The 12,882-nt window shown below is 73.3% G+C and carries 11 protein-coding genes; 3 read left to right on the plus strand and 8 right to left on the minus strand.

Annotated features, from left to right (window positions below; all coding sequences use genetic code 11):
* Positions 1 to 144: 144 nt before the first annotated feature.
* The 3 genes from M5362_RS21410 to M5362_RS21420 form a co-directional block, all read right to left on the minus strand.
* Positions 145 to 1,167, minus strand: a complete 1,023-nt coding sequence (locus M5362_RS21410; RefSeq protein ID WP_260229304.1) for an XRE family transcriptional regulator — start codon at positions 1,165 to 1,167, stop codon at positions 145 to 147.
* A 312-nt stretch (positions 1,168 to 1,479) separates the two neighbouring features.
* Positions 1,480 to 2,148, minus strand: a complete 669-nt coding sequence (locus tag M5362_RS21415; protein ID WP_260229305.1) for a DUF3017 domain-containing protein — start codon at positions 2,146 to 2,148, stop codon at positions 1,480 to 1,482.
* 2 nt (positions 2,149 to 2,150) lie between these two features.
* Entirely contained in the window at positions 2,151 to 3,011 is an 861-nt protein-coding gene (locus M5362_RS21420) for a bifunctional methylenetetrahydrofolate dehydrogenase/methenyltetrahydrofolate cyclohydrolase (protein WP_260229306.1), read from the minus strand.
* Positions 3,012 to 3,267: 256 nt separating this feature from the next.
* Between M5362_RS21420 and M5362_RS21425 the strand changes: the two genes are divergently transcribed.
* A complete protein-coding gene (locus M5362_RS21425) occupies positions 3,268 to 3,864 on the plus strand; it encodes a hypothetical protein (protein ID WP_260229307.1) in 597 nt (198 codons plus the stop codon).
* A 60-nt stretch (positions 3,865 to 3,924) separates the two neighbouring features.
* Here M5362_RS21425 and M5362_RS21430 read toward each other — a convergent pair whose 3' ends face one another.
* The 3 genes from M5362_RS21430 to purN form a co-directional block, all read right to left on the minus strand.
* On the minus strand, positions 3,925 to 5,376 hold the full coding sequence (locus tag M5362_RS21430) for a DUF2079 domain-containing protein (protein ID WP_260229308.1): 1,452 nt from the start codon (positions 5,374 to 5,376) through the stop codon (positions 3,925 to 3,927).
* Positions 5,377 to 5,544: 168 nt separating this feature from the next.
* Positions 5,545 to 7,107: a bifunctional phosphoribosylaminoimidazolecarboxamide formyltransferase/IMP cyclohydrolase gene (gene purH, locus M5362_RS21435; protein WP_260229309.1), complete on the minus strand. Its 1,563-nt coding sequence runs from the start codon at positions 7,105 to 7,107 to the stop codon at positions 5,545 to 5,547.
* Positions 7,104 to 7,718 carry a phosphoribosylglycinamide formyltransferase gene (gene purN, locus M5362_RS21440; RefSeq protein WP_260229310.1) on the minus strand — a complete coding sequence of 205 codons (615 nt, stop codon included), beginning with the start codon at positions 7,716 to 7,718 and terminating at the stop codon, positions 7,104 to 7,106. Before purN ends, purH begins: the two co-directional genes overlap by 4 nt.
* 265 nt (positions 7,719 to 7,983) lie before the next feature.
* Between purN and M5362_RS21445 the strand changes: the two genes are divergently transcribed.
* On the plus strand, positions 7,984 to 8,709 hold the full coding sequence (locus M5362_RS21445; protein ID WP_260229312.1) for a hypothetical protein: 726 nt from the start codon (positions 7,984 to 7,986) through the stop codon (positions 8,707 to 8,709).
* A gap of 20 nt (positions 8,710 to 8,729) precedes the next feature.
* Here M5362_RS21445 and M5362_RS21450 read toward each other — a convergent pair whose 3' ends face one another.
* Positions 8,730 to 10,283 carry a DUF6350 family protein gene (locus tag M5362_RS21450; protein ID WP_260229313.1) on the minus strand — a complete coding sequence of 518 codons (1,554 nt, stop codon included), beginning with the start codon at positions 10,281 to 10,283 and terminating at the stop codon, positions 8,730 to 8,732.
* Between the two features lie 131 nt (positions 10,284 to 10,414).
* On the opposite strand from M5362_RS21450, the gene M5362_RS21455 reads away from it, so the two are divergent.
* Entirely contained in the window at positions 10,415 to 11,869 is a 1,455-nt protein-coding gene (locus M5362_RS21455) for a helix-turn-helix domain-containing protein (protein WP_260229315.1), read from the plus strand.
* 109 nt (positions 11,870 to 11,978) lie between these two features.
* Here the strand turns inward: M5362_RS21455 and sucD are convergent, their stop codons facing one another.
* On the minus strand, positions 11,979 to 12,863 hold the full coding sequence (sucD, locus tag M5362_RS21460; RefSeq protein WP_260229316.1) for a succinate--CoA ligase subunit alpha: 885 nt from the start codon (positions 12,861 to 12,863) through the stop codon (positions 11,979 to 11,981).
* Positions 12,864 to 12,882: the final 19 nt, after the last annotated feature.

Here is a 12,882-nt window from a genome sequence, read left to right on the forward strand (position 1 = left end):
GGGGTCCCTGCCCCTGGTGCGGGATAGCTCTCTTGATCGATCGGTGTCTCGACGTGAAGAGATATCCAGCGGTCAGGCTATCCGACCCGGGACCCGTCCATCCCCCACCCCCTTGTGGTCCGGCTCACTGCCACCCGACCGGGGTCAGCGGCCGCCGGTGCACACCCGCGCACCGCTCCTCGGTGTCACGCACACGGTCACGTCCGTCCCCTCCGCCACGGCGACCATCGGGCTGTACGCGTCGGAGTCGGCGCCCACGGTGGCGTCCTGGACGGTGCCGGTCTCCCCATCGGCGCCCCCACCGGCCCCTTTCGCGGAGACGCGGAGGACGTCGCCGGGTGCGGCCCCGGTGACGCGGGCCCAGGCGGCCGCGCAGGTCCTGCTGTGCCGGACCTCCAGCAGACCGGCGGCACCGATCGGGGTGCGGGAGACGGTGGTCGCGAACGTGCCGCCGCACCCCATGGTCTCCGGGTCCTGGCCCGTGCAGCCGGCGCCCGTGCATTTCACTCCCGCGGGGAGCGTCGCGCTCGGCGCGGTACCGGGCACCGTGGTGGAGGGACCCGCCCCCGCCCGGCCCGGGCGGTCGGTGGCGCCGCCGAGGTCGGCGAGGAGGACGGCGGCGACGACGACGAGCAGGGCGCCGACGATCCCGACGAGGACCAGGGCGGCGCGGCGTCGGGGCGGTACGGGAGCAGGCGGCGGCCGGTCCGCCGGCCCCGCGGGGGCGGAGCCCGTACGGCGTGGCGGGACCGCGTCCGTACGGCGTGGCGGGGCAGGGCTCGTATGCGCGCCGCTGGGGCTGCCGGTGCCGCTGGTCTCCGTCGAGGCGTTCGTGTCGGGGGCGGCGCGGGCACGCGCGATCCGCAGGGTTTCCGTGGTCGGCTCGTGGCGCGGTTCGGCGCGGCTCCAGGCCCCTTCGGCGAGCTCCCGCATCGCCGCGAGACGGCCGGCGTCGGCACCGGTCACCTCCGCGAGGGCGGCGACCGCTCCCCTGGGCGCGAGGAGCCGTCCGTCGAGATACCGCTCCCAGGAGGCCCTGCTGTGGCCGGTGCGGTCGGCCACGGCGGCGACGCTCAGCCCGCTGCGGTCGACGAGGCGCCGTAAGTGGCCGACGAAGTCCCGTACGGGTGGGTCGAGTTCGCCCGGAAGCGCCTTCCAGCCGGCCATGCGCGGTTCCCCCTCGTCACCTTGATGACACTCGGAAGGATGCTCGGGCCAGGATGACAGTTCCCGGGGCGTGGGCACACGGGCGCGGGCGTATCGGGCGGGCGCCCCGGGGCGTGACGGAGTAGCGGAATGGTCACTTCCGTGCCACAAGCCCCTGGCGGCACTTGAACCACGTTGGCGCGTACATGACCCTCAAAGGGAACGGCGCCCGTCCTCCCTCGGGGGAGAGGACGGGCGCCGTTTCGGTCGGCGGGCGACGTCTCGTTCTCGACTTCTCCGCGCCGGCGTGGTCCGCCGGAACTACCGGTGCGATCAGGTGATCGTCAGATGGAGGATGTCCTCCAGGAACGGGATTTTCAGCCACGGAGACGGCTGGGCCATGAGCGCGAGCAGCACGATGAGCCCGCCCATGACGCCGTACGTCACCATGTCGGTGAACCGCGACCGTACGGCGAGCATGCCGACGGACGGCAGCGCGCGCCGCAGCCCCGCGCCGGTCAGCAGCGCGATCCCGACGAGGATCGTCCCGACCCGGAACGACTGCGCGAAGAGGTCCGTACCGACGACCAGCAGCCCCAGCGCGGCGATCCCGAGCACGGTCAGCAGCGGCCACTGGCGCGCGGGCGCCGAAGCGTCGCCGGCCGCGGCCCGCCCGCCGCCTTCGGGCCGTGCCGTGTCGGTCGTGAGCGCCGGGGGCCGCCGCGAACGCCCGGAGGCGTCACCCGGGGCGACGCCGGGCCCGGCGTCGGACCCGCCGGGTTCCGAGGTGTCGCCCGGTGCGTGGGGCGCCGCGTCCAGGTCCTCCGCCGCAGGGGCGTCGCCCGGCACGTCGGACGCCGCGCCGCCGAGGCCCTCCGCCGCGGGGGCGGCTTCCGGGACGGACACCGAGGCCGCGGAGGCGTCGCCCGGGACGGACACCGAGGCCGCGCCCGAGGCGTCCTCCGCGTCCGACGTGTCGCCGCCCTTCACCTGCGACGTCATCGTCAGAGCGCCGTGGCCGCGCGCTCCGCGGCCTCGACGACGTTGACGAGAAGCTGCGCACGCGTCATCGGGCCCACGCCGCCCGGGTTCGGGGAGATCCAGCCCGCGACCTCGTTCACCCCCGGGTGCACGTCGCCGACGATCTTGCCCTCGCCGTCGCGCGAGACGCCGACGTCCAGCACGGCCGCGCCCGGCTTCACGTCCTCCGGCTTGATCAGGTGCGGCACGCCCGCCGCCGCGACGATGATGTCCGCGCGCCGCAGGTGCGCCGCGAGGTCGCGCGTCCCGGTGTGGCACTGCGTCACGGTCGCGTTCACCGAGCGCCGGGTCAGCAGCAGGGGCATCGGGCGGCCGATCGTGACACCGCGGCCGACGACCACGACCTCCGCGCCGTTGATCTCCACGCCGTGGCGGCGCAGCAGCGTGATGATGCCGTTGGGGGTGCAGGGCAGCGGCGCCGGCTCGTTCAGTACGAGACGGCCCAGGTTCGTCGGGTGCAGACCGTCCGCGTCCTTGCCGGGGTCCATCAGCTCCAGGACACGGTTCTCGTCGATGCCCTTGGGCAGCGGGAGCTGCACGATGTACCCGGTGCAGGCGGGGTCCTCGTTGAGCTCCCGTACGACGGCCTCGATCTCCTCCTGCGTGGCCGTCGCGGGCAGTTCGCGCTGGATGGAGGCGATGCCGACCTGCGCGCAGTCACGGTGCTTGCCCGCGACGTACTTCTGGCTGCCCGGGTCGTCGCCGACCAGGATCGTGCCGAGGCCGGGCGAGACGCCCTTCTCCTTCAGGGCCGCCACGCGGGCGGTCAGGTCGGACTTGATCGCGGCTGCGGTGGCCTTGCCATCGAGAATCTGGGCGCTCATGGGCCCATCCTCCCGGATGACCCCTCGCTTGTTCCAATTCGCCTGCGCACGGACCGCGCCGACGACGCGGCAGCGTGCGCAGAAGTTGCACTCGCACAACTCTCGTGCGAACCGACTGGACAAAAAGTCGAGGGTACGACGACGATGTCAGCGAAGTGCCGCGGGCAGTGCCGGGGGGTAGACCGCTCATATCTGTGAAAAGTTCCTCCGTCGCGGGCCGCGTCGTCCCCGCACAGACCCACGGAGGAATCCCGCGATGAGCTTCGGCGACCCGAACAACCCCTACGGCCAGCAGCAGGGCCAGCAGCCGGGCTACGGCTACCCCCAGCAGCAGGGACAGCAGCCGGGCTACGGCTACCCGCAGGCTCCCCCGGTCCAGCAGCCGTACGGCGCCGGCGGCTACCCGGGAGCGACGATGGAGATGCCCGGCGGCGTCAAGGCAGCGCGCGTGATGCTGTGGATCCTCGGCATTCTGCAGGCCCTCATGGCCGTCCTCGCGATCGTCGCGGGCGGCTGGATCGCCGACCAGATGGCCAGCTCCGGCGAGCTCAGCGGCTCCGACGGCGAGGACGTCGCGTCGGTCATGACCGGCGTCATGGTGGTCGTGGGCATCATCGCCCTCGCCTTCGGCGTGTGGGCGATCGTGACGGCCGCCAAGATCCGTTCCGGCGGCAACGGTCTGCGCATCTCCGGCATCGTGTACGGCTCGCTGGTGACGGCGGGCAGCGTGGTGAACCTGATCAGCGCGAACGTCTTCGCCCTGATCAGCCTGGTCATGGGCGTCCTGATCATCGTCTTCCTGGCCAAGTCCGACGGCGCGGCCTGGTTCAAGCGCAACACGCCGCAGTACTGATCCACCCATACCGAAGGGGCCCGGTTCCGTCAGGAACCGGGCCCCTCGCGTTTGCACACGTCACACGCGACGCAGCACCACGAACTGTCCCTCCCGCGCCGACACCGCGTACCGCGCCTCCGGGTGCAGCTGGGACGCCAGCTGCACCGGGTCCGTCACCGGCTGGGACCAGCCCGAGGCCAGGTCGAGGGCGAGGTAGTCCGGGCTGACGCCCTTCGCCCCGCCCACCCAGTAGACCGTGCGGTCGGCGGTCAGGTGGGCCATGAGCGTCACGTTCGTCTCCACGCTCGCCCCCTCCGGCACCGCGTCGACGGCCCGCCGGGCCTCCAGCGTCCGGGCGTCGGTGCGGTACGTCTCCGAGCGCAGCAGCTCCCGCAGCGGCAGGTCGAGGGCGGTCACGATCGCTATCGCCGTGACGACCGGGACGACGACCTTCCCGTACGCCACGAGCCACGCGCGCGGGGAGGTGCGGACGGCGCGGACCGCGTCGACCAGCGCGAGGAAGACGATCGGCATCAGGAGGGCGCTGTAGTGCCAGATCATCCCCCAGTGGTTCGGGTCCTGGGAGAGGAAGCGCCAGCCGAGCGTCGGCAGCACGAGGAGCATCAGCGGGGAGCGCAGGGCCAGGAAGCCGGTGATGCCGACGAGGAAGAAGACCATCTCCCACTTCACGTCGGAACCGAGCGAGCCGAGCAGCACCTGGACGAAGGAGACGTCGGCGCCCTCGTTCGACTTCTCGATCTTGGCCCAGTAGTCGTACTGGCCGACCCGGCTCGCCGCCGGGATCAGGACCAGGACCGTCAGCGCGAAGAAGGCGGCGCCGAAGGCGGCCAGAGAGGCGCCGAGGCGCTTCTGTCCCTTCAGGAAGAGGACGGCGCCCACCATGGCGACGGTGAGCCCCATGTCCTCCTTGACGAGGACCAGGGGCGCGGACCAGGCGACGGCCGCCGTCCAGCGCCCGAGGAGCAGCGCGCGGCAGGTCAGCGCGAGCAGCGGCACGGCGAAGGCGATCTCGTGGAAGTCGGACTTGACCGCCTCCTGGAGGCCCCAGGACAGGCCGTAGGCGACCGTGAGCCCGAGGCCGGCGGCCCGGCTGCCGAGCACCTGCTGGGCGGTGCGCCCGACGACGACGGCGGAGGCGGCGAAGAGCGCGGCCTGCGCGAAGAGGAGGGCCAGCGGGGAGGACCAGATCCAGTACAGGGGCGCGAGGAGCGCGGTCACGGGACTGAAGTGGTCCCCGAGTATGAGGAAGCCGGGGCCCTTGATGTCGACGATCGGCGCCCGGAACTCCGCGTAGGCACGGACGGACTGGTTGAAGATCCCGAGGTCCCAGGAGGGCGTGCGGAAGTGCGCGTACTGGACCCAGGAGTAGAGGAAGTAGAGCGCGCAGAGCACGCCCGCCACGAGCGCGTACGGGCCCATGGGCGCCTCGGCGGGACCGCTCCGCGGCGGTCCGGCGCGACCGGTCTCCGGGGCGGCGGTCTCCGCCACCCCGTTCTGTACATCCAACACCGCGCCCCCACCTGCAAGCCGCCGACAAAAGAGCAATCCATTAGACCAGAGCGCTCCGGACCGCCCCACAGCCCGAAACGGACGGCCCGCCGGTACGTCACGTACCGGCGGGCCGTCCGTTCACCGTTCGCCGCTCAGCGGAATGCGCCGCTCAGTGGCAGGCGCCGCTCAGTGGAAGAAGTGGCGCGTGCCCGTGAAGTACATCGTCACGCCGGCCTTCTTCGCCGCCTCGACGACCTGCTCGTCCCGCACCGAGCCGCCCGGCTGCACGACCGCCTTCACGCCCGCCGCCGTGAGGATCTCCAGGCCGTCCGGGAAGGGGAAGAAGGCGTCCGAGGCCGCGTACGAGCCGCGGGCCCGCTCCTCGCCCGCGCGCTCGACCGCGAGCTTCGCGGAGTCGACGCGGTTGACCTGGCCCATGCCGACGCCGACCGAGGCGCCGTCCTTGGCCAGCAGGATCGCGTTGGACTTGACCGCGCGGCAGGCCTTCCACGCGAAGGAGAGCTCGGCCAGCTCCTCCGCAGACAGGGCGTCGCCCGCCGCCAGGGTCCAGTTCGCCGGGTCGTCGCCCTCGGCCTGGAGGCGGTCGGTGACCTGGAGGAGCGCGCCGCCGTCGATCGGCTTGACCTCGACCGGGTTGGCCGGGGCGCCCTCGGCCCGCAGGACGCGGATGTTCTTCTTCTTGGCGAGGATCTCGACCGCGCCGTCCTCGTAACCGGGGGCGACGACGACCTCGGTGAAGATCTCGGCGACCTGCTCGGCCATCGCGACGGAGACCGGGCGGTTGACGGCGATCACGCCGCCGAACGCCGACAGCGGGTCACAGGCGTGCGCCTTGCGGTGCGCCTCGGCGACGTCCGCACCGACGGCGATGCCGCACGGGTTGGCGTGCTTGATGATCGCGACGCAGGGCTCGGTGTGGTCGTACGCGGCCCGGCGCGCGGCGTCGGTGTCCGTGTAGTTGTTGTACGACATCTCCTTGCCGTGCAGCTGCTCGGCCTCGGCGAGGCCACCGGTGCCGTCGACGTAGAGCGCCGCGCCCTGGTGCGGGTTCTCGCCGTAGCGCAGCACGTCGGAGCGCTCGTAGGTGGCGCCCAGGAAGTCGGGGAAGCCGGAGGTGTCCGCGGCGGCGTAGTCGTCGGCGAACCAGGAGGCGACCGCCACGTCGTACGCGGCGGTGTGCTGGAAGGCCTCGGCCGCCAGACGCTTGCGGGTGGCGAGCTCGAAGCCGCCCTCACGGGCCGCGGCGAGGACGTCGGCGTACCGCTCCGGGCTGGTGACGACCGCCACGGACGGGTGGTTCTTGGCGGCGGCGCGGACCATCGACGGGCCGCCGATGTCGATCTGCTCGACGCACTCGTCGGGGGTGGCGCCGGAGGCGACGGTCTCCTTGAACGGGTACAGGTTCACGACCACCAGGTCGAAGGGCTCGACACCCAGCTCGGCGAGCTGGTTGCGGTGGTCCTCCAGGCGCAGGTCGGCGAGGATGCCGGCGTGCACGCGCGGGTGGAGCGTCTTGACCCGGCCGTCCAGGCACTCGGGGAAACCGGTGAGCTCCTCGACCTTGGTGACCGGAACGCCGGCCGCGGCGATCTTCGAGGCGGTGGAGCCGGTGGAGACGAGGGCGACACCCGCCTCGTGCAGGCCGCGGGCCAGCTCCTCAAGGCCGGTCTTGTCGTAGACGCTGACGAGTGCGCGGCGGATGGGGCGCTTCGTACCTTCGGCGGTCACGGGATTGTTACCTTTCGTCCCTCAATGCGGTAGCCGTGCCGGGCCAGACGCCCCACGACCTCGACGAGCAGCGAACGCTCGACTTCCTTGATGCGCTCATGGAGAGCGGCTTCATCGTCCTCGTCCCGGACCTCGACCACGCCCTGGGCGATGATCGGGCCGGTGTCGACGCCGTCGTCGACGAAGTGGACGGTGCATCCGGTGACCTTCGCGCCGTACGCGAGTGCGTCCCGCACTCCATGGGCACCGGGGAAACTGGGCAGAAGCGCCGGGTGGGTGTTGACGACCCGGCCGCCGAAGCGGGCGAGGAACTCCTTGCCGACGATCTTCATGAAACCGGCCGACACGACGAGGTCGGGCTCGTACGCCGCGGTGGCCTCGGTCAGGGCGCGGTCCCACTCCTCGCGGGTCGCGTGGTCCTTCACCCGGCACACGAAGGTGGGGAGTCCGGCGCGCTCGGCCCGCTCCAGACCGGCGATGCCGGTGCGGTCGGCGCCGACGGCGACGATCTCGGCGCCGTACCCCTCGGGGTCGGCGGCGATGGCGTCGAGCAGGGCCTGAAGGTTGGTGCCGGAGCCGGAGACCAGGACGACGAGGCGGGCGGCGGCCACTGGGTCACTCTTTCCGTGGTGTTTGTACGGTCGCACGAACGAATCGTGCCTCTGGATACGGGGAACCCTACGAAGGGCCCGACCGTCAGCAACGATACCGGCACACGGGACGGCCCCCACGGGACGGGGGCGTGGCCGGGGGGTAGCGTCGGGTGCGACGACAGTCGTGCCCCTAGCGGCCCCGTAGCGGGACCAGTGGTTGAGCCAGTAGTTCGAACCGCAGTTGAGACAGCAGTTGCGACGACAGAGGGAAGACGTTCAGCAGATGCCGGAACGCCAGTCCACGGACGACAACAATCCGTTCGCGCCGCCGCCCGAGGGGCAGCCGGACCAGCCGTGGCAGCCGCGGCGGCCGGAGGGCTCGGGCGACGACACGTCGTCCGGGTCGTCCGGATCCTCCGACGGTTCCGGCCGCTCCGGTGGCCGGGGCCGCTGGAGCAGCCGCCAGCCCGGCCGCTCCTCCGACGGCTTCGGCCGCCGCCCGGAGCGCCCCAGCGGTCCTGACGGCCAGGGCCAGGGGCCCGGCCCCAAGTGGGACCCCACGGACCCGGCGCAGCGGCGGGCGCGGTACGCGCTGCTCGCGGGCATGTGGGCGTTCTTCTTCGCGATCTTCGAGATCCAGGAGCTGGCGCTGCTCCTGGGCGCGCTGGCCCTGTACTGGGCGATCAGCGCGCTGCGAGGCAAGCCGAAGGCCCCGGCGCCCCGGCCTGAGCAGGCACCGGCGCAGGCCGCCCCGTCCCCGGCCGCCCCGCAGGCGCCCGTCCAGGCGGGGGCCACCCGTGTCGCGGCCCGCTCGCAGCGCACGGCGGCGGTGAGCGGCCTGGTCGCCGCCGCGCTGTCCCTCATGATCGTCGCGGGCAGCTTCACCATCCAGATGGTCTACCGGGACTTCTACACCTGCGCCGACGACGCCCTGACCCAGTCGGGCCAGCTGGCCTGCAACGATCTGCTGCCGGAGCCGCTGCGGGAGATCTTCGGCGTACGGGAGTAGGCCCGCCGCCACACGCCCGCCTACGCGTCGGACTCCGCGCGCCCCGAGGTGTCCCCCGAGGTGGTGTCGCCTTCAGGCACCGGGGGCGAGGGCGCCGGGGACGAAGGCGCCAGGGGCGGGGGCGAGGGCAGCGAGGGCAGCGGCGGCAGGGCCGGTTCCCAGGCCGCCGGAAGGAAGTCGTACGACTCGTACCCCGCATCGTCATCGTCGTCGTCCTGCTCAGCCTCCTCGGGGAGCAGGAGGGGCGCGGATGCAGGTACGGGCACGGGTGCGGGAGCCGGTCCGGAGACGGGGCCGGGGCCCGGGGCGGAGGCAGCCCCGGCCGGAGGCTCCGTCGTCACCGGCTCGGACTCCTTCGGTTCCATGCCGCGCCGCGCCCAGGACCGTACCCCCAGCGCCACCGGCGCTCCCACCGCCGCGCACCACAGCACCGCCGCCGCGCTGGTCTGCCACCACACCGGGCCGAACACCGACAGCCGGCCCGAACCGAGCGGGCCCCCCGCGGCCGCCGCCGCCAGCACCGTCGCCGCCCCGCACGCCCAGGCGCCGATCAGGGCCGTGAGCGCCGTCTCCCGGCCCGTCCAGGTCCGCGCGGAGTGACCCACGCCGACACCGAGGACCACGGCCGCCACGAACGGGACCGCCACGGCGGCCCCCTGCGGCCAGCCGCCCGGGCCGTGGGCGGGCACGGCGGCCAGGAGCGGGAAGGAGGGGGCCGCCACGGTGCCGGTGAGGCCCAGCGGGGTCGCCGAAGCGCCCGCGCCGAGCGCGAAACCGGGCCCGAGGCCGTAGGAGGCACCCCAGACCGCCGCGTTCGGCACCAGTGCGGCGGCCAGGAGCAGGACCGACACGCGCCCCGACCAGTCGGTCGCGAGCCCGGCGAAGGACGCCTGCGCGGCGCCCGCGTGCCAGACCAGCGAGACACCGAACACCACCGCCCCGCCGCCCAGCAGGACCACGACGGCCCGGCCCGCCGAGCGCAGGGCCACGGACGCCTGCTCCTGCTCGGGCAGGGGCCGCCCGGCCGCCGTCCAGACACCGAGCCCCGCCGCCGCGGCCACCACCCCGGGCAGCCACAGACCGAGGCTCAGCGGGTCGGCGCGCAGCGGACCGCTCGCCGCGTAGGCCACGGCCCCGGCCGCGACCAGCAGATACCCGCCGGAGACCGCGGCCACGGTGGCGCTCGCCGAGGGCCCGGGCCGGGCCGGGCCCTCGGCGTACGGCTCCATCGTGTCCCGGGCGGCGCGGTGCACGAGCCAGCCGGGCAGGACCATGAGCAGCATCGGCGCGACCCCGACGGGCGCGGGCACCCCGGAGAGGGTCTCCGTGCGGATCAGGTCCACGCCGTGGGCGAGCAGCCACAGCCCGGCGGCCGCGTGCAGGGCCCCGCCGGGGCCGCTGTCGGGGTACGGCGAACTGATCCACAGGGCCGTCACCAGGACCGCCAGGGCCCCGAGTCCGAGCCCCGCCGCGACCCCACCGCGCACGAAAGCGGTCGCGAGAGCGGCGGACCGGCCGCCGTGGGCCGCTGTTTCGGCAGGCAGCGAGGGGGGCCGTTCGGTCAGATGGGTCACGCGCCCATGCTGCCAACGACACGCGCGTTTCTCGCGTAACAGGCAAAAGCCCGTTGTGTCGCTCAATATACGTTTATGTACTTTTCCGCCCGGAGCTGCACTGCGGGAGGTCGTCGCCGATGAACCGGAGCATGCCCTCCCCCAAGGAGCGGCGCAGACTGCGCGAGGCCCGAGGTCTGAGCGAGGACCAGGTCGCGGAGGCCATGGGCGTCACGCCTGCCACGGTCCGGTCCTGGGAGACCGGCCGCACCTCGCCACGAGGGCGCAAGCAGGAGGCGTACGCGAAGCTGCTCGGCGCGTACGACGAGCAGTCCACGCCCTCCGCACCGTCTTCGGGGTCGCAGCCGGAGCCCGCACGGGCACCGGAACCCGTCCCGCTCTCCAAGTCCGCCGCCACGCCCCTCACGGGCGCGGGACCGGCGACCGCGAACACCCGGCCGAGGGCCGCGACCAAGCGCGCGGCGAAACCGCCCAAGGCCCCCGCGGCTTCCGCCCTCGGCCTCGGCACCGGCGGCCTCGGCGGCCTCGGTGGCACCGGCGGCGGTCAGAAGGCCCCCCGCACCGTCCGCGCGGGCGGCGCGGCCGCCCACCAGCCCCTGGAGAAGCTGAAACCCGTGGAGGCACCCCCGCAGCCCCAGCAGCCCCCGGCCGGGCTGTCCTCCGCCCCCTCCTTCGAGGACGTGGAGGCCGCTCCCGAGGCCCACGAGGTGCACATGGCGCACATGACCCGTGTGACCGACGAGGCGAACGTGGCGCACGAGGGCCATGAGGTGCACCAGGAGCCCTCGCTCACCCCTGAGCAGGCCTTCGACGCCCTCTACGCCCACGCCGCGCCCGGACTCGTCCACCAGACGTACCTGCTCACCGGCCGCCGCAGGCTGTCCCGGGAGTCCGTCGAGTACGCCTTCCACCACGCCTGGGAGCACTGGCCCGAGGTCGCGGTCGACCGGGACCCGGTGGGCTGGGTACGGGCGGCGGCGTACGAGTACGCGCTCTCCCCCTGGCACCGCCTGCGCCGCGGCCACAAGCACCCGGACGCCCCGCCCACCGAGCCGGGACGCAGGGAGCTGCTCGCGGCGCTCCTGGAGCTGCCGCCGCCGTACCGCCGTACCGTCCTGCTCTACGACGGTCTCGGCCTCGACCTGCCCGACACGGCGGCCGAGACCGAGGCGAGCACCCCCGCCGCCGCCAACCGCCTGCTGCACGCCCGTACCGTCATCGGACAGCGCGTGCCCGAGCTCGCCGACCCCGACGCCCTCCACCAAAGGCTGGGCGCGCTGGCCACGGAGGCGCCGGCCACGACGATCGCGGAGCCCCGGGCCGTACGGGCCGGCAGCGAGCGCCGTAGCCGGCTGTGGACGCGGGCGGTGATCGGCGTGACGGCGGCGCTCATCGCCGTGACAGCCGTGACGGCCGCGACCGCGCCGACGCAGTACCTGCCGGTGAACCACCCCGGCGAGACGGTCAACGGCGTCCCGGTCCGCGGCGGCTCGCCGAAGCTCACCCCGGAGGACGTGAAGCTGCACGACAAGCTCCGCTCCCAGCCCCACCACGGCCCGGAGCGCCTGATCCCCGACCCGCACTAGGCCGCAGGCGCCTCGCGCCGACGGGCGGTACACACGCACGTGGGCCCCGCCCCCACCCGGTTTCCCGGGAGGGGGCGGGGCCCACCTGTGCGGTTCAGACGATTCCGCTTCAGCCCGCGAGGATCGCGCGCGCCAGCTTGGCGGTCTCGGTCGGCGTCTTGCCGACCTTGACGCCGGCGGCCTCGAGGGCCTCCTTCTTCGCCTGGGCGGTGCCGGAGGAGCCGGAGACGATGGCGCCGGCGTGGCCCATGGTCTTGCCCTCGGGCGCGGTGAAGCCCGCGACGTAGCCGACGACCGGCTTGGTGACGTTCTTCGCGATGAAGTCCGCCGCACGCTCCTCGGCGTCGCCGCCGATCTCGCCGATCATGACGATCAGGTCGGTGTCGGGGTCGGCCTCGAACGCCGCGAGGGCGTCGATGTGCGTGGTGCCGATGACCGGGTCGCCACCGATGCCGACGGCGGACGAGAAGCCGATGTCACGGAGCTCGTACATCATCTGGTACGTCAGCGTGCCGGACTTCGAGACCAGGCCGATGCGGCCCGGCTTCGTGATGTCGCCCGGGATGATGCCGGCGTTGGACTGGCCCGGGGTGATGAGACCGGGGCAGTTCGGGCCGATGATGCGGGTCTTGTTGCCCTTCGACTGCGCGTACGCCCAGAAGGCGGCGGAGTCGTGGACGGCGATGCCCTCGGTGATGACGACGGCCAGCGGGATCTCGGCGTCGATCGCCTCGACCACGGCGGCCTTGGCGAAGGCCGGCGGGACGAAGAGGACGGAGACGTTGGCGCCCGTCTTCTCCATCGCCTCGGCGACGGAGCCGAAGACCGGGACCTCGGTGCCGTCGAAGTCGACGGACGTGCCGGCCTTGCGCGGGTTCACGCCACCGACGATGTTGGTGCCGTCACCCAGCATGAGCTTGGTGTGCTTCATGCCCGTGGCACCGGTCATGCCCTGGACGATGACCTTGCTGTCCTTGGTGAGGAAGATAGCCATGGTGTGCTTGACCTCGTCC

This window comes from Streptomyces sp. Je 1-79, assembly GCF_025195125.1.
Taxonomy (GTDB): domain Bacteria; phylum Actinomycetota; class Actinomycetes; order Streptomycetales; family Streptomycetaceae; genus Streptomyces.